Below are 17,848 nucleotides of genomic sequence, written 5' to 3'. Positions count from 1 at the left end.
GAATGATTTGGACCAAAATTCACTAATGCAGCTTGTTGAAAAGGATTATTTTAAATCTCTCGGCAAGGTGGTTAAAGTAGTTGGACTTACAATTGAATCAGTTGGACCTGAGGCCAAGCTACGTGATTTATGTGAAATCATTGTAGAAGGTTCCGAGGAAAGAATAAAAGCAGAGGTTGTCGGTTTTAAAGATAAACGTCTGCTTTTGATGCCTTATGAGAATGTAGAGGGAATCGGCGTAGGATGTATGGTTGAAAATACTGGGCATCCTCTGGAGGTTGCTGTTGGAAATGAGTTATTAGGCCATTTGGTTGATGGACTTGGAGTGCCATCGGATGTGGATGATTTAACTCAGTTTGACAACATGGTTAATTATCCTGCAGAAGCTGATCCACCAGATCCAATGTCTCGTGTAATCATAAAGGAGCCTTTATCTTTGGGAGTAAAGGCCGTTGATGGTTTGATTACTGTAGGTAAGGGGCAGAGAATTGGTATTTTTGCAGGCTCAGGTGTTGGTAAATCTACACTTATGGGTATGTTCGCTAGAAATACAAAGGCTGAAATAAATGTTATTGCTCTTATTGGAGAGCGTGGACGAGAGGTTAGAGAATTCGTAGAAAATGATTTGGGCCCAGAAGGTATGGCACGTTCTGTAGTAGTTTGTGCTACCTCTGATAAGCCAGCCCTAATCAGAAAGAAGGCTGCATTGACAGCTACAGCTATTGCTGAATACTTTAGAGACCAGGGAAAAGACGTCCTTCTTATGATGGATTCACTGACTCGTTTTTCTATGGCACAAAGAGAAATCGGCCTTGCATCAGGTGAGCCTCCTGTTACAAGAGGATATCCACCTTCAGTATATTCGGAAATGCCTCGTCTTTTGGAGAGAGCAGGCAATTCTGCCGTTGGATCAATTACAGGTCTTTATACCGTACTTGTTGATGGTGATGATTTCAACGAACCTATCACTGATACAGCCCGTTCAATTTTGGATGGACATATTATGCTTAACAGAAAGTTGGCTCAAAAGAATCATTACCCTGCTATTGATGTGCTGCAGTCTATTTCCAGAGTTATGTCTGCTGTAGCTACACCAGAGCATAAGGCTGTGGCAGGTAAGCTTAAAAATGTTCTTGCTACCTATCAGGAAGCAGAAGATTTGATAAATATTGGTGCATACAAAAATGGTTCAAACAAATCTATTGATTATGCTATTAAAAAGATTGATGCTGTTAATGAATTCTTGTTACAGCAGACACACGATAGATTTGAGTATGATGATATTATTGAGCAAATGACAGCTATATTCCAGGATTAATAAGGAGTGAATTATGGCGAAGTTTGTTTATAGAATGCAAAACATTCTTGAGCTAAAACAGAAAATCGAAGAACAAGAAAAAGCTAATTTTGGAATGGCTACTGCCAGGTTCAACGAAGAGCAGCAAAAGCTGCGAGAGTTGATGATAAAGCAGGCTGGCTATGAAAGACAGTTAAAAGAGCTTTCTATTGGTGATATTGATATTAGTAAAATCAAAACCTGCAAAAATGCAATTTCTTCGATGAAGGTTGCCCTTCGTGATCAGATGATAGAGCTTTCAAAGGCACAAAAAGCAATGGAAGTTGCTAGAAAAAAGCTTAATGAAGTTATGATGGAGCGAAAGATGCATGAAAAGCTTAGAGAGCATGCGTTTGAGGAGTTCCTGGATGAGCTTGATTATGAAGAAAGCAAGATAACAGATGAGTTGGTTAGTTATTCATATTTTAATGCAGAGAAAGAGGAAGAGTAAGTTATGGCAGATGTAACAGAAGAAGTAGGAAACACTACTGAAGAAGATCCAAAGGCTGCAAAGAAAGCTGAAAAAGAAGCAAAAAAAGCTGAGAAACAGGCTAAAAAAGATGCTAAGAATAACGGCGAAGAGGGAGCTGATGATGAGGAAAGCTTAGGTATTGGCGGAAAACTTATCATGGGCTTTGTTGTGCTGTTGATTATTCTGATTTGGCTCGTTATTTTTGCGTTTCTTGTAAAGATGGACGTTGGTGGATTTGGTTCGACAGTACTATTTCCTGTTTTAAAGGATGTACCATATGTTAATCGAATCTTACCTGGTATTGAGGAATATATCCCAGCAGAAGAAGATGAATATGCAGCTTATACTACAGTTGAAGAGGCTGTAGATCGAATCAAAGAGCTTGAGGTGGAAATCGAAGAACTCAAGGAAACAGGCACACAAAATAGTGATTATATTGCAGAATTAGAGGCGGCTTCAGCAGAACTTGCTGAATACAAGGCTAACGAGGCAGCATTCGAAGAAACTAAAGAAAAATTTTATGAAGAGGTTGTTTTTTCGGATAATGCACCCGATATAAATGAATATAAGACTTACTATGAGTCTATAGAGCCTGAGAATGCTGAAGCTATCTATAAACAGGTGGTTTCTCAAATCCAAACGGATGAAGAAATCGAAGATTATGTTAAGGCATATTCAAGCATGAAAGCCAAAGACGCAGCTGCCATATTTGATACTATGACAGATGATTTTGACCTTGTATGCGAGATTCTCTCAGCTATGGACGCTAGTACAAGGGCAGATATTTTAGCTGCTATGTCCGAAGAAAATGCAGCTATTATAACCAAGATGATGGAGCCTTAGTCTTATATTTGCAATTTGAAAAGAGAATATAAGAAAGGAGGACAACACATGACAAGTAGCAATGTTTCTAACTTGCTGGTTCAAGTGGGAAATGTCAATGTGGATCTTGTGGATGCTAAAACAGAGCTTCCAAAATCAGGATTTGGATTTGGCAAAACATTGCAGAATGCCATCAAGCCTAGTGATGTACCTGCACCTGCGGATAATTCTAGTCAAGCAGATGTAAGCAACAAATCCTTCAGTGTATCGAAGGAACCAAAGGTTATCAAAGCCGAAGAAAAGCCTGATACAGTAAATGAAGAAGTTGTTGAGAAGGTAAATGAAGCGGCAGACAAAGTTAAGGCGGTCATTGAGGAAGAGCTGGACGTTACTGAAGAAGACATTGAAAAAGCAATGGAAACTTTGGGGCTTACAGTTATCGATTTATTAAATCCTCAGGATTTAGCTCAGCTTGTAGCTACACTTACAGGCGAGGATGATTCTTTCGCATTAGTAATGAGCGATGAATTTAAAGGTATTCTTGATGTAGTTAATGAACTCACAAATCAGCTATTTGAAGAAACAGGTATTTCCTTTGTTGAGGTAAAAGATATTGTTATTTCTTATGCTTCACAGGAAATGATTGATGTGGATGTGCCTAAGGATGAAAGCCTTACCCAGGTTAATCCTGAAGAGGTTCTTGAGGTTGCTGAAGAGATGCCAGAGGAGCCAGTTGCAGTCCAGGTTGAAACAACTATTGTTAAACCTGAAGATAGCTCTGAAAGTACTAGCGTAGTATCAGAAAATACTGAATCTAGTCAGCAAATCACATTAAAAGAAAATGTTGATGCAAAGCAGTCGGATTCAGAAGATTCATCTTTTGAACAGCCTAATGCTAAAACTCAAGAAAACGTAGTTTTAAAACAGACTACAAAGCCTTCGGAACCAATTATTCGAAATGATGGAATGATTTTTGGAGAGCCAAGAATCGAGATTCAATTCTCACCAGAAGAACAGTTGGTATCACTTCCTACAGGTCAGACAGTTTCATCTGAGGAAATTGTTAACCAGTTAGTTGAACAGGCTAGAATTCTTAATGAGGCAGAATCTACAACAATGGAAATGACTCTTAACCCAGAGGGATTAGGAAAGATTTTCATGGAGGTCACTCAAAAGGGTGATGAAATAACTGCAAGAATTTTCACTGAGAATGATGCAGTAAAACAGGCGCTAGAGTCGCAAATGGCAAATCTTCGAGTAGAGATGACTCAGAATAGTTCTACTAAGGTTACTTCAATTGAGGTTTCGGTTGGAACACATGAGTTTGAAAAGAATCTTGAAGAAGATGCTAGAAATGAGCAAAGACGTGATGAACAGGCAAATCAGTCGGAGAGACGAAGCAGCAGAATTAATCTTAACAGCATGGATGATTTGACAGGGCTCATGTCGGAAGAAGATATTCTTATAGCTCAGATGATGAAAGATAATGGTAATACATTAGATTTCCAAGCATAACGGGAGGAGGAAATAAATGGCGGAAAATTTATTAGTTGGTGCTCTTACAAATGGGCAGTACAAAAAGACAACTGCTTCCACAGAGGCAACTAAAACTGAAACTACCAATTCTACTTCGAAGACGGCATCTAAAAACAAAGGTACTGAGTATAATCAGGAGATGTTTTTAAAGCTTTTGACAGCAGAAATGCAGTATCAGGATCCGTTGGAACCAACAGATAATAGTCAATATATTACACAGCTGGCTTCATTTACACAGATTGAAACTCTTCAAACAGTTCAATCTAGTATGGAAAGCCTTCAAGCTAATAGCATGGTAGGTAAAGTGGTATCTCTTACTGTAGATGGCGAAACTATCGAAGGTAAGGTTGATTTTATTAAAAAAGGCGACGATGGTGCCATGAAAGTTTCTGTTAATGGCAACCTGTATGACATGTCAAAAGTTGATTCTGTAGTAGATGAAGAATACTATTCAGCTAGATACATGGCAAGTCTTTTGACAGATGCTATTAATCAACTTCCAAAGGCAGAAGAGGTTACTCTTAAAGATGAAGAAAAAGTAGGATTAGCTATAAGTTATTACAACGCAATGGATGCCTACAGTCTTTCATTTGTGGGTAAGGAAGCCTTAGAAAAGTACAATGCCGTAGTTTCTCAGTTTAATAAGCTTAAGGCTGCAAAGGAAGCTGCCGATAAAGAAAGAGAAGAGGCAATTAAAAAGGCGGCTGAAGAAGCAGCAAAGGCAGCAGAGGCTGCAGCAAATCAATCTTCAACAACAGCAGAGACTAGCAGTACTTCCAGCCAGACATCAGAAGAGACAAATACAACTACTGATACAACTACTCAGGCTGAAGAAAATGCAGCTAGTGCAATCGTTGCAGAGACTACAACCACAGAAGGTACAACAGAATCAGAAGAGACCACAGGTACATCTCCAATTGAAGAAGTTGTAAGTGGTGAAGAAGCTTAATTTAGGAGGGATACAATGAACAATTTAAATATTAATCCAAATTTCACCTCCATTGAGCGGGTAGCTGGAACTTACCTTAATCCAGCACAAGAGTCCAAACCTTTGGGCAATTTTAATGGCGCATCCTTTGAGGATATTTTTAAACAGAAGCTTGATAATGCTTCGGAATTAAAGTTTTCAAAGCACGCCGCTCAGAGACTTGATGATAGAAATATCAAGCTTTCTGAAGAACAATCCCTTAGATTAGAAGAAGGCGTACAGAAAGCCTCAGAAAAGGGAATTACTGATTCGTTGGTATTAGTAGATACTTTAGCATTTATTGTTAATGTACCTAATCAGACCGTAGTAACAGCTATGGATCAGACTGAATCAGACGAAAACATTTTTACAAATATTGACGGTGCTGTTATAGTTTAGCTGGACCTTATGGAAGCTAATTGTTCCCGACTGACAGAAGGAACAAACAGTCACCTCAATAGCATTACGCTTTGAGGAGGTCATTCATTATGATGAGATCACTTTTCTCTGGTGTTGCTGGTCTTAAGACACACCAGACAAAGATGGATGTTATTGGTAATAACATCTCAAACGTAAACACAGTTGCGTTCAAATCATCTTCAACCACTTTTTCTGATATTATGTATCAGACAACTTCACAGGCATCAGGCGCCACAGAAACTCGTGGTGGTACAAATGCTAAGCAGATAGGTCTTGGTGTTACTAATGGAGCTACAAAGATTTCTATTACTTCATCAGGTGCTGCTCAGTCTACTGGTGATGCTCTCGATATCAGACTTTCTGATACAAACACAACAAATTTCTTTATCGTTAATAATGGTACAGAAAATGTATTTACTAGAGCCGGTTCTTTCTATATCGATGGAAATGGTAACCTTGCTATGACAACTACTGGTTATCTTGTAATGGGATGGCAGACAGATACTTCAAGTGGATCTCCTGTAATTATGAAGGATACAGTATCTCCACTTAGAGTTATGGCCCCAGAGAACCTTACAAGTGCACCGGAAGCTACTACACAGGCTACATTTACAGGTGTTATCGATAAGAATGACCCACAGTTTAGTGCTTCAACGGGCTATGTTCGTGCATTTACACTTTATGATAATCTTGGATATGCATACACAGCTAAGTTTTCTTTCAAACTTACAGATCCAGTGAAGGGCTCATATACTGTAGAACTTACAAATCTTTATGATAAAGATAATAATGATTTGCTTGCTAATTATATTAACAATGGAGGAAGTAAGGCAGATATCTTTGGTGAGGAGAATACAAGTACATTAACTTATTCAAAAGTTGATGGTTCGGACTACATGTTCTCAACCTCAGGTGGAGCTTTGGCTTTGAGCACTGACGGCGGAAACACATATCCTTACACTTACTATGGTCCTACAGCAACTGAACCTGCTAGATTTAGCGATGGAACAACATCAATTCCATTGTCATCAGTTGTAGCTGGACTTCCAACAGATGCTGAAATTGACAATGTAACCCATGCAAGTGCTACAAGCTTATCTATTACAACTAAGAATATTAGTTACGATTTACAATTCGATACAAGTGAAGGTAATCTTACATTTGCTGGTCAGAATAATCAGACACAACTTACTATGAATACATCATTGCTTGGCCCTAATACATTGGATTCTGCATTGTCTAACATTACAATTGATTTTTCAATTCTTACAATGTACGACAATGGTGGCACATCAACTGCTGTAGGTAATAGAGGTACAGTTACAGATGCTTCACTTGGTGCTGGTAAAAAGCTTGGTACTATGACAGGTCTTTCTGTTGCCAATAATGGTAAGATTTATGGCTCTTATAGTAATGGTAATACAGTTCTTTTAGGACAAATCGCCGTAGCTCAGTTTGCTAACGCATCAGGTCTTGAAGAAATAGGAGATAACTGCTATAAGACAACACTTAACTCTGGTGAATTTGATGGAATCGGTGTAGATATTTCTGCAGATGGTTCATCAATGAACACAGGTCAGCTTGAAATGTCTAACGTTGATTTGTCTGCAGAGTTTACTGATATGATTACTACACAGCGTGGTTTCCAGGCAAACTCACGTATTATTACAGTATCAGACACAATGCTTGAGGAACTTATTAATCTTAAGCGTTAATAATTTATAGTCTCTAAAAGCCAAGTCGTTAAGGCTTGGCTTTTTTGCTGAAAATCTAAAAATTCTGTGAAGAAACTATATTTTGTGGTTTGGACATGGAAAAAACACAATAATATGAGACGATTTTACTGATAAAAGTAGACAATAATTTACAAATCTAGTAAAATAATCACAAAAGTGTATACCGTGTATTTCTATACATTTTACTAGTTTTTACTCAATTTTTTATAGGATGGTGATTGCTTTGGATATAGCTTCTTTAGCTGGTTTAGTACTCGGTGTCGTAATGGTTATCTTCGGTATCGTGTCTTCTGGTGGTGTCGCAGCCATGGCAAACTTCATAGATGTTCCATCAGTTATTATTACTATCGGTGGTTCTTTGTCCTCTTGTATGGCATGTAACAAAATGCCAGACTTTATCGGAGGACTTAAAGGTATCACACTAGCTATCAACGAACCAAAGGTTGGTAGCCCAGCTGATAGCATATCTCAGATTATAAATCTTGCGAATATTTCCAGAAAAGAAGGTATATTGGCACTTGAAGAAGCTGCCAATGGAATAGAAGATGAATTCCTTAAAAAGGGAATCAATCTGGTTGTAGATGGTACTGATCCTGAATTGGTTCGTGCTATTCTTGAAACTGATTTGGACTGTATGGAGGATAGACATAAAGTAACTATTAACTTCTGGTCTAAATGGGGTGAAATGGGACCTGCCTGGGGAATGATTGGTACACTGGTTGGTCTGGTTAACATGTTAAAGAACCTTGAGGATGCATCAACAATCGGTCCTAACATGGCGGTTGCGTTGCTTACAACTTTGTACGGTTCACTAATTGCAAACTGGCTTACAGGCCCAGTTGGTACAAAGCTTGGTGTTAATCATTCTCTCGAGGTTATGACAAAGAGTATTACTGTGGAAGGCTTGCTTTCAATACAGGCAGGTGAAAACCCACGTGTAATAGAAGAAAAGCTTAAATCCTTCTTGCCACCTGCATCTCGTGGTGCTATCGGCGAAGGCGAAGGAGGAGGTGAGGGCTAATGGCAAAGAAGCAAAAGCAAGAGGAAGCTCCTGCTGGTTCTCCTGCCTGGATGGCCACCTTCTCAGACTTGATGAACTTGCTGCTATGTTTCTTCGTATTACTTTTCTCTATGTCTAGTACAGATACAGAAAAGTTCCAGGAAGTTATTGCAAGTATTCAGTCTAGCTTTAGTATTTTTTCTCAAGGCGGTACCTCGATTGGTGAGGGCCAGATGATATCATCAGGTATCAGTCAGCTTGAGATGTTTGACGACTATTTCAATAGTGTTCATGATGGTGATGATGAACAGTATGAAAAAGAAGGCGCAAGTGAAAATGAAAACGAGGGAGAACAATCAGAGGACGGCTCCGCTACAAATGAAGGGGATGTTAGTTCTAATGGAGTTTCTGTAGAGGAAGCTCAGGAAGCCCTTGAACAAGCTGGTGCAGGCGAAAGCGAATCAATCGCAGAAGAAATCGAGGCTCAGCTTAGTGAATATGGTCTTCAAGACCAGGTAGAAGTAGATTTTAATGCAAACTATGTAATGATTACCATTAATGGTGCATTACTGTTTGATTCAGGTAAGGCAGTTCTTACAGATGATGCCCTTACTATTGTAGATAATCTTTCAAAGATACTTGCTCAGTATGATAACAATATCATCGAGATAGAAGGTCATACAGATAATGTTCCAATGTCATCTGGAACTTATGAAAACAATGATGTGCTTTCAATGTATCGTGCACTTTATGTTGCAGATAGAATCAGAGAAGTCACAGATTTGAATCCAGCTTACATTAAATCGGCTGGACGAGGAGAGTATGTACCTATTGCTGACAATAGTACAGCAGAAGGACGCGCTAGAAATAGACGCGTTGAAATCAAAATATATAATTCATACTCGTCAGATATAGCCGAGTAGAAAGGCAAATCATGAAAAAGAATTTGATTACAGTAATTATACTGGCACTGGTTGTTGTGAATCTTGTTCTTACAGCGGTTCTTACAATTACTATTATTCCTGAGACACAAAAGGCCAACGAGCTGATCACAAAGGTGTGCTCTGCAATCGATTTGGATTTGCAAGCAGGAGATACAGCTGGATCTCTTAGTATTGATGTGGCTGATATGGTGGATTATCCTGTTAATGGTGGTGAGACACTTACAATCAACCTTGTTGATGGATATGCAGTGCTTGGTATATCATTATCACTTGATAGCACAAATGAAGATTACGCTACATATGCATCTGATGGAACTTTAACGGCTCAGGACAATATCATTAGTGATAAAATAAACTCAGTTATTAAAAAGCATACAGTTCAGGAAATGATAGATAATGAAGATGAAATCAAAGAAGAGATTCTTGAAGAGCTTCAGACCCTATTCAAATCTTCATTTATCGTTAGAGTGAACTTCTCTAGTGCTACTTATCAGAAACAGTAATCTGTAAGTAGAAATTATTGGGACGAATGGTGGTGAGAAAGCTTGGGAGACGTTCTTTCACAAAACGAAATAGATAATCTGCTTAATGCGTTAACCAGCGGTGAGCTTGACGCCGAGGAGATTAAAAACAATAAAGAAAAGCCTGTAAAGAACTACGATTTTGCTAGACCTTCTAAGTTTTCTAAGGAACACCTTAGAACAATGGAAATTATTTTTGAGCATTATGGCAGATTGTTATCAACAAACTTGCCTATATTCCTCAGAAAGAATATACAGGTAGAGGTTATGAACTCGGAAGCTGTTACATACATGGAGTTTTCAAACTCTCTATCAAATCCAGTTCTTTTAGGTATTGTAGATTTTTCTCCCCTTGAGGGAAATATTATCGTAGAAATGGCTTCTAATCTTGGCTTTGCCATGGTAGACAGAATGCTTGGCGGAGAGGGCGAACCTCTTGATAAGATTAGAGACTTTTCAGAAATAGAGCTTCTCATTATTGAGAGAGTAATGACATCATGCGTAGACTTGCTTAGGGAACCATGGGAAAACGTTTTGGATGTACATCCAAGACTTGAGCGAATTGAAACAAACTCACAGTTTGCTCAGATTATATCCCCTTCAGAGATGATTGCTATTGTTACAGTCAATATTAAAATTGGCGATGTAGAAGGTCTTATGAATATTTGTTTGCCTTTTATTACATTAGAGCCAGTTATGGACAAATTGAACACAAAGTTCTGGTATAGTAGTCAGAAGGAGAAAACAGGTGAAAGCTATTCAGATGCTGTGGAAGCTTTAATTAATCATGCTAAGATACCCGTAAAGGCAGTTCTTGGCAACAGCACAATTACCGTTGCGGATTTTTCACAGCTTCAGGTTGGAGATATAGTCAGACTTGATACAAAAGTCGACGATGAGTTGGATGTTTTCGTGGGAGATATTAAGAAGTTCCAAGCCCTTCCAGGAGCATCAGGCAAAGATTATGCGGTTAGAGTGACACAAATTATAAGGGAGGAACAGTAGAATGGGCGATGGTGTATTATCACAGGATGAGATAAATGCACTACTTAGTGGCGGAATCCCCGATGCCCCTGCCGGCGAGCCATCATCTGGTGGCGGAGAGCTTTCAGAGCAGGAAATCGATACAATCGGTGAAGTTGCCAACATAAGCATGGGAAGTGCGGCCACAACTTTATTTTCTCTTGTTAATCAAAAGGTTGAGATTTCAACACCAGTTGTTAGTGAAACAAACTGGCAGGAATTAGCAGCTGGTTACGACAACTCTTGTGTAGTTGTTCGTATTGGATATACAAAAGGTATTGATGGAAGCAACGTTCTTGTTTTAAAAGAAAATGATGTTAAGGTCATTACCGACCTAATGATGGGCGGAGATGGAACCAATACAGACGGTGAAATTTCTGATCTTCATTTATCAGCTATTTCAGAGGCGATGAATCAGATGATGGGAGCTAGTGCAACCTCACTTTCATCCATGCTGAATAAAATGGTAGATATTTCACCACCAACAGCGCAGCTTACAGACTTGGCTACAATAGACGGTGGAGAGATAGATGAATTCTTGAAAGGCAACTTCGTAAGAATTGCTTTCAAGATGGAAATTGGAACATTGGTAGACAGTGAGATGATGCAGTTGTATCCAATCTCACTTGCCAAGGAAATGTGTGGTTCTGTTCTGAATAACATGGAATCTGATTCCAATTCGACAGTTGATGACGGTGTTGCAGAAGCTGCACCTGCACCTGCTCCAGAACCAGCACCTGCACCACAGGCTGCTCCCCAAATGCAAGCTCCACCTCAAATGGACCCAAATATGATGCAAGGTCAGCCAATGCAGGGACAACCAATGATGCCATATATGTACGCACCTGGACCACAGGTAAATGTACAGCCGGCACAATTTACTCCGTTTGGACCAGGCTTCGCAGCTCAGTTCGCTCAGGAGAATATCGACTTGATTCTTGACGTGCCTTTGGAAGTTACAGTAGAATTAGGTCGTACAAACAAAACTATCCAAGATATTTTGGATTTTGCACCTGGTACCATCATCGAGCTAAATAAAATAGCCGGTGAACCAATAGATGTACTTGTTAATGGCAAGTATGTGGCAAAAGGCGAGGTAGTAGTTATCGAAGAGTCTTTTGGCGTACGAATAACAGAAATTATCAAAGAATAAATATATTTAAGGAGATGAAGACATGGCAAAAAACATTTTAATCTGTGATGACGCTGCTTTCATGAGAATGATGATTAAGGACATTCTCACAAAGAATGGCTACAACGTAGTCGGAGAGGCTGAGAACGGAAAGATTGCTGTTGAAAAGTATGCAGAACTTTCTCCAGATCTCGTTCTTCTTGACATCACAATGCCAGAAATGGATGGCATCGGGGCTCTTAAGGCAATCAAAGAAAAGGATCCTAATGCATGCGTTATCATGTGCTCTGCAATGGGACAGCAGGCTATGGTTATCGAGGCTATTCAGTCTGGTGCCAAGGATTTCATCGTTAAGCCATTCCAGGCTGAGCGTGTTCTTGAGGCTGTTAAGAAGGTTATCGGTTAATCATGCTATTTCTTTCAGCGGTTGGAGAGAGCATCTTTCAATTGATTTTTGCTTTAGTGGTATTCGTAGGAGTGCTTGCACTTACTGCGTTTGTCACTAAGTGGATTGCAGGCTATCAAAAGTCCCAGGGTCTCAATAGAAATCTTGAGATTGTAGAGGGCATCAGACTTGCAACCAATAAATATGTTCAGATTATTAGGGCAGGTGAGGATAGATACTTCGTCGTTGCAGTTGGCAAAGACGAAGTTACCCTTTTAGGGGAATTATCCTCATCTGAACTTAAAGAACTGGATACTACTGATACATCTGTACAGATGCCGGTAGATTTCAAATCGATTTTAGATAATCTTTCAAGAAAGAAAAATTAACTGATTGGGCAGAATGTTATGAGTAAATTCAAGAAGGCGTACGTAATCTTTAGCTTGGTCATCACAGCTATGATTGGTTGTTACGCCCTTTTTATGAGTAGTACAACTGTACATGCAACTGAATATAGTGCAGAATATGGGGCAGACAATGAGGATTACGGTGCAACAGAGAATGCACCAAATGCTTCAGACGAGGTTGTTGGAGGCGGAGGATTTACGCTTAGCTTTGATGGCGAAGATGGAAACTTTACGGCTACTCTTAGAATGCTGTTAGTTCTTACAATCATTACGTTATCCCCTTCGATTCTGATAATGCTAACATCCTTTACCAGATGCGTAATTGTTTTACATTTTGTCCGCGCTGCTATTGGAACCAATACAGCGCCTCCAAATCAGATATTGATTGGGTTGGCGTTGTTTTTAACTTTGTTCATTATGTCGCCAGTTCTTACACAGATTAAGACAGAAGCGATTGATCCATTTGATGCAGGAGAAATCACTCAGGACGAAGCAATAGACAATGCAATTGCACCTGTTAGGGAATTCATGTATGGTCAGACACAGACAAAGGATTTGGATTTGTTCTGTGATATTGCTGGCATTTCGTATGAAGTAGATGACTACGATTCTGTACCATTTACTATCGTTGTTCCAGCTTTTATTTTATCTGAGCTTAGAACAGCTTTTATAATTGGATTTCTAATTTATGTTCCATTCATTGTTATAGATATGGTTGTTGCATCGGTACTTATGTCAATGGGTATGATGATGCTTCCACCTACCACAATATCCCTACCTTTCAAGATATTGTTGTTTATATTGGTAGATGGATGGAATCTTGTTATTGGCGGGTTAGTCAAGACATTCTATTAGAATTATTAAGGAGAGAATAGGTTATGACTGAAGGACAGGTCTTGGACATTATCAGAAATGCTATATACATTCTTCTGATTACATCATTACCACTTTTACTAGTGTCTCTAGTAATCGGTCTTATAATCAGTATTTTTCAAACGGTCACATCTATTCAAGAGCAGACTCTCACCTTTATTCCAAAGATAGTAGGAGTTTTTGCTGCGCTTATGTTTTTCGGCCCATGGATGCTTACGGTTTTGACGGAATATATCACACAGTTATGGGCTAATTTTAGTATTTACTTAGGCTAGATGGATGTTTAGTATTGATTTTACATTACAAAATTTTGAATACTTTTTATTGCTCCTTACCCGCATATCCATGTTTGTAGTAGTGGCGCCTTTTTTCAACACACGTAATACGCCGGCCAGAGTAAAAATTGGTTTTTCGGCACTCGTATCACTGCTTCTTTATTTCGTAGTTGATTTTAGCGCTTTGGATTATTCTACTGTTACAGGATATGCTTTTTTAGTTGTTCAGGAAGCAATAACAGGGCTATTAATTGGATTCAGTACATATTGTTGCAATTTTATTATCCTGTTGGCTGGTAACATGATAGACATGAATATTGGTCTATCTATGGCTCAGGAGTACGACCCAACACTTCAGACAGAGGTTTCTGTTTCAGGTACCTTATACAACAATTTCATTATGATTTTTCTTGTATTGTCTGGAATGCATAGATATATCTTTAAGACATTTTGTGATGCGTACACACTGATTCCAATTGGTGGAACCATCTTTAGATGGGATTCCCTTCTTAGTTCTACCATTATGTTTATTACAGATATTTTTGTAATAGCATTTAGAATTATTCTTCCGGTATTTGCTGTAATTATGATACTTAATGCAATACTAGGAATTATGGTTAAGGTTGCTCCTCAGATTCATATGTTTTCTGTTGGTGCACAGCTTAAGATTATCGTTGGTTTTGTAGTATTGTTCTTAACAATTTTCCTATTACCAGACGTTGCTGCATTTATTTTCAAAGAAATGAAAAAGATGCAAACTCTATTTATTCAGGGGCTTTATTGATGAGGGATAATTATCAGGTTTTAATTCCATATAATCTTCAATTCTTTGCTCCAGATGGTGAAGGCGGAGAGAAGACTGAACAACCTACCAGTAAAAAGCTTTCTGATGCTAGAAAAGAAGGCAAGGTTGCAAAAAGTAAGGAAATTGTTAATGGTATTGCGTTGCTGGGATTCTTTTTGGGACTTAGATTGTTCCTTGGATTTGCCGGAACTCGTATAGAGGATATATTCGCTTGGATATATGCTATAATACCAGATATAGTATCTATGAATGGTGATGGTATGACTATTTCCACAATAAGTGGAATATTTAGAATCCTTGTAGCGAAGACTTTTATTGTTCTTTTACCATTTTTAGCTATAGGTTTTGTGACAGGATTTGTTGCTAATCTTGTGCAGGTAGGATGGAAGCCTACTATGAAACCATTGGAACCAAAGCTTAATAAATTTAATCCAGTCAGTGGATTTAAACGTATTTTTTCAAAGCAATCAATTGTTAATCTTTTGATGGCATTGGCAAAGATATTTTTAATAGTTTACATTGCTTATACTAGTATTAAGGATCAGGCTAATAACTTATTTATTTTATATGATGTTGCTTTAAAACAAGCGCTGAGCCTTATTTTCCAGATTATCGTGGATACTGGTATGAAGATTAGTATAGTTTATATAGTTCTTGGCTTTGCTGATTATGCATATCAACGTTGGAAATTCAATGATGATATGAAAATGACTAAGCAAGAAGTCAAAGATGAATATAAGAATTCCGAGGGAGATCCTCAGATTAAAGGACAGCAGAGACGTAGGATGATGGAAAGCTCGCAAAGGCGTATGATGCAAAACGTGCCTCAGGCTGATGTAGTTATTACAAACCCTACACACTTGGCTGTTGCAATTTTATATGACAATGAAAAGGATGAAGCTCCGAAAGTTGTTGCTAAAGGTGAAGATTATTTAGCAAAACGAATCAAAGAAGTGGCAGCAGAAAATGATGTCCCAATCATGGAAAACAAGCCGCTTGCCAGAGCATTATATGCAACGGTAGATGTGGATGAGGTTATTCCGCCAGAGCTATATCAGGCTGTTGCTGAAATCCTTGCAGTTGTATATACACAGCGAAATAAAGCTGTTTAGAAATAATTTTTGAGAAAGGGGGATGCTTATGGATTTAACTGCTTCAGTTAAAAAGGCTGACGTTGGTATTGCATTGTATTTGCTAGCTGCAGTTACATTCTTTGTAATTCCTATCCCCAATTTTATCCTTGATATAATGATTGCTTTCAACATTTCAATAGCACTCATTATATTGATGAATGTATTGTTTGTGCAGGAAGTTTTGGATATGTCATTCTTCCCTACACTTTTGCTTTTTACTACTATTTTTAGAATTTCACTTAACGTTTCATCTACCAGATTGATTCTTTCAACAGGTGATCCAGGAAACGTTGTATCAACATTCGGTAGTTTCGTAGGCGGTAATAACCTTGTCATTGGTGCCATCATTTTCCTTATTTTGATTATCATCCAGTTTATGGTTATCAATAAAGGTTCTGAGCGTGTAGCTGAAGTATCAGCACGATTCACTTTGGACGCTATGCCTGGTAAACAGATGGCTATCGATGCGGATTTGAATACCGGAGCCATTGATGATGCAGAGGCCAAAAGACGAAGAGACAAGATTCAAGAAGAATCAGCCTTCTTCGGAGCTATGGACGGTGCTACAAAGTACGTAAAAGGAGATGCTACAGCAGGTCTTATTATTACAGTTATCAACCTTGCTGGAGGTACAGTACTTGGAATTATTAACCAGGGCCTTCCATTTGCTGAGGCGATTCAGCAGTTTGGTATTCTTACAATCGGTGATGGCCTTGTATCGCAGATTCCTTCACTTTTGATATCTCTTTCAACAGGTATTCTTGTTACAAAGGGTTCAAAGGCAGCAGATTTCTCTGGCACTTTGGTAAAGCAGTTATTTGGAATACCAAAGGTTTTATATATCGTTGGTGGAGCTATGGTTTTCTTAGGAATAGCCACACCTCTTAACTGGGTATTGTTCATTGCATTTGGTGCAGTCTTTATTATCACAGGATATTCTATTTCAAAGACTCTCGGCGAGGAGGAGATAGAGCAGGAGGTTGCTGCAGAAGAAACAGAGGCAGAGGAAATTCGAAAGCCGGAAAATGTTGTTTCATTGCTTCAGGTTGATCCAATCGAGCTAGAGTTTGGTTACGGTATTATCCCACTTGCGGATGTTAATCAAGGTGGCGATTTGCTAGACCGAGTTGTTATGATTAGGCGACAGATTGCACTTGAATTAGGTACTGTAGTTCCTATTATTCGATTGCGAGATAATATTCAGCTTAATCCAAATCAATACATTATTAAGATTAAGGGTATACAGGTAACAGAAGGAGAAATCCTTTTTGATCATTACATGGCCATGAATCCAGGCTACGTTGAAGAGGAAATTACAGGTATTCCTACTTTTGAGCCTTCATTCCATCTTCCAGCTATTTGGATTACAGAAAGTCAGCGTGAAAGAGCAGAATCACTTGGATACACAGTAGTAGATCCACCATCAATTATTGCTACACACCTGACCGAAGTTATTAGAAGTCACATTGCAGAATTGCTTACTCGCCAGGATGTTCAAAATCTTATTGATAATCTTAAAGAGAGCAATCCAGTTATTGTTGAAGAGCTTATTCCTAAGCTGCTTGGATTGGGCGATGTTCAGAAGGTATTGCAGAATCTTCTTTCCGAAGGTGTTTCAATCAGAGATTTGCTTTCTATTTTCGAAGTATTGGCGGATCATGCAACAACTACTCATGACACAGACGTACTTACTGAGTATGTTCGTCAGGGATTGAAGCGAGCAATATCAGGCAGATATTTTGCACCTAATGAGGTCACTCAAGTAATTACAGTTGATCCTAAGGTTGAGCAGGATATTATGGCATCAATTAAACAGACGGAACAAGGAGCATATCTTACACTTGATCCAGAACGTATTAAAGCAATTATTGCTTCCCTTGAGGAAGAAATCAAAAAACTTGAGGATATGGGAAAAACACCTATTGTTGTTACATCTCCAATAGTTCGAATGTATTTCAAAGGTTTAACACAAGATTATGTAAAGGATCTTATCGTTGTTTCCTATAATGAAATTGATTCAAATGTTGAACTTTCATCTGTAGGCATGGTAACAGGGTAGAA

Annotated in this window: 19 protein-coding genes; all 19 read left to right on the top strand. The window is 38.6% G+C overall.

Going from position 1 to position 17,848, the window contains the following annotated elements; genetic code table 11:
• Window positions 1-7 precede the first annotated feature (7 nt).
• The 19 genes from fliI to flhA all read left to right on the top strand — a co-directional run bounded on the left by fliI (window position 8) and on the right by flhA (window position 17,846).
• Entirely contained in the window at window positions 8-1,318 is a 1,311-nt protein-coding gene (fliI, locus tag CRN97_RS11495) for a flagellar protein export ATPase FliI (RefSeq protein ID WP_305809632.1), read from the top strand.
• A gap of 13 nt (window positions 1,319-1,331) precedes the next feature.
• Entirely contained in the window at window positions 1,332-1,787 is a 456-nt protein-coding gene (fliJ, locus tag CRN97_RS11490) for a flagellar export protein FliJ (protein ID WP_044934116.1), read from the top strand.
• Between the two features lie 3 nt (window positions 1,788-1,790).
• Window positions 1,791-2,651 (top strand): MotE family protein, encoded by an 861-nt coding sequence (locus CRN97_RS11485; protein ID WP_097076976.1) that lies wholly within the window; start codon window positions 1,791-1,793, stop codon window positions 2,649-2,651.
• 48 nt (window positions 2,652-2,699) lie between these two features.
• A complete protein-coding gene (locus tag CRN97_RS11480; RefSeq protein ID WP_097076975.1) occupies window positions 2,700-4,145 on the top strand; it encodes a flagellar hook-length control protein FliK in 1,446 nt (481 codons plus the stop codon).
• 16 nt (window positions 4,146-4,161) lie between these two features.
• The gene (locus CRN97_RS11475) at window positions 4,162-5,115 is read left to right on the top strand and encodes a flagellar hook assembly protein FlgD (RefSeq protein WP_097076974.1); all 954 of its coding nucleotides are present in this window, start codon (window positions 4,162-4,164) and stop codon (window positions 5,113-5,115) included.
• Between the two features lie 15 nt (window positions 5,116-5,130).
• Entirely contained in the window at window positions 5,131-5,532 is a 402-nt protein-coding gene (locus tag CRN97_RS11470) for a TIGR02530 family flagellar biosynthesis protein (RefSeq protein WP_074790374.1), read from the top strand.
• Window positions 5,533-5,621: 89 nt separating this feature from the next.
• Entirely contained in the window at window positions 5,622-7,268 is a 1,647-nt protein-coding gene (locus tag CRN97_RS11465) for a flagellar hook protein FlgE (RefSeq protein ID WP_097076973.1), read from the top strand.
• A 244-nt stretch (window positions 7,269-7,512) separates the two neighbouring features.
• Window positions 7,513-8,310: a motility protein A gene (locus tag CRN97_RS11460; protein ID WP_044934124.1), complete on the top strand. Its 798-nt coding sequence runs from the start codon at window positions 7,513-7,515 to the stop codon at window positions 8,308-8,310.
• Window positions 8,310-9,212: an OmpA/MotB family protein gene (locus CRN97_RS11455; protein WP_097076972.1), complete on the top strand. Its 903-nt coding sequence runs from the start codon at window positions 8,310-8,312 to the stop codon at window positions 9,210-9,212. The genes CRN97_RS11460 and CRN97_RS11455 overlap by 1 nt, the downstream gene beginning before the upstream one ends.
• Before the next feature lie 11 nt (window positions 9,213-9,223).
• Window positions 9,224-9,736, top strand: a complete 513-nt coding sequence (locus CRN97_RS11450; protein ID WP_074790383.1) for an SPFH domain-containing protein — start codon at window positions 9,224-9,226, stop codon at window positions 9,734-9,736.
• A 42-nt stretch (window positions 9,737-9,778) separates the two neighbouring features.
• Complete coding sequence (fliM, locus tag CRN97_RS11445; RefSeq protein ID WP_033153980.1) at window positions 9,779-10,759, top strand: flagellar motor switch protein FliM; 981 nt, start codon at window positions 9,779-9,781, stop codon at window positions 10,757-10,759.
• A 1-nt stretch (window position 10,760) separates the two neighbouring features.
• Window positions 10,761-11,930: a flagellar motor switch phosphatase FliY gene (fliY, locus tag CRN97_RS11440; protein ID WP_097076971.1), complete on the top strand. Its 1,170-nt coding sequence runs from the start codon at window positions 10,761-10,763 to the stop codon at window positions 11,928-11,930.
• A 22-nt stretch (window positions 11,931-11,952) separates the two neighbouring features.
• Window positions 11,953-12,315 (top strand): response regulator, encoded by a 363-nt coding sequence (locus CRN97_RS11435; RefSeq protein ID WP_097076970.1) that lies wholly within the window; start codon window positions 11,953-11,955, stop codon window positions 12,313-12,315.
• A gap of 41 nt (window positions 12,316-12,356) precedes the next feature.
• Window positions 12,357-12,683, top strand: a complete 327-nt coding sequence (locus tag CRN97_RS11430) for a flagellar biosynthetic protein FliO (RefSeq protein ID WP_177175702.1) — start codon at window positions 12,357-12,359, stop codon at window positions 12,681-12,683.
• 18 nt (window positions 12,684-12,701) lie between these two features.
• Window positions 12,702-13,556, top strand: coding sequence for a flagellar type III secretion system pore protein FliP (gene fliP / locus CRN97_RS11425; RefSeq protein WP_033153983.1), 855 nt, complete (start codon window positions 12,702-12,704; stop codon window positions 13,554-13,556).
• Between the two features lie 23 nt (window positions 13,557-13,579).
• Window positions 13,580-13,849 (top strand): flagellar biosynthesis protein FliQ, encoded by a 270-nt coding sequence (gene fliQ, locus CRN97_RS11420; protein ID WP_044934142.1) that lies wholly within the window; start codon window positions 13,580-13,582, stop codon window positions 13,847-13,849.
• Between the two features lie 4 nt (window positions 13,850-13,853).
• A complete protein-coding gene (locus CRN97_RS11415) occupies window positions 13,854-14,633 on the top strand; it encodes a flagellar biosynthetic protein FliR (protein ID WP_097076969.1) in 780 nt (259 codons plus the stop codon).
• Window positions 14,633-15,766, top strand: a complete 1,134-nt coding sequence (gene flhB / locus CRN97_RS11410; protein WP_097076968.1) for a flagellar biosynthesis protein FlhB — start codon at window positions 14,633-14,635, stop codon at window positions 15,764-15,766. Before CRN97_RS11415 ends, flhB begins: the two co-directional genes overlap by 1 nt.
• A gap of 28 nt (window positions 15,767-15,794) precedes the next feature.
• Window positions 15,795-17,846 (top strand): flagellar biosynthesis protein FlhA, encoded by a 2,052-nt coding sequence (gene flhA / locus CRN97_RS11405; protein ID WP_097076967.1) that lies wholly within the window; start codon window positions 15,795-15,797, stop codon window positions 17,844-17,846.
• Window positions 17,847-17,848 lie beyond the last annotated feature (2 nt).

Origin of the sequence: Pseudobutyrivibrio ruminis DSM 9787, from assembly GCF_900218035.1 — a bacterium.
In the GTDB taxonomy this organism is placed as follows: Bacteria; Bacillota; Clostridia; order Lachnospirales; family Lachnospiraceae; genus Pseudobutyrivibrio; species Pseudobutyrivibrio ruminis.
This window is presented reverse-complemented; position numbering and strand designations above follow the sequence as displayed.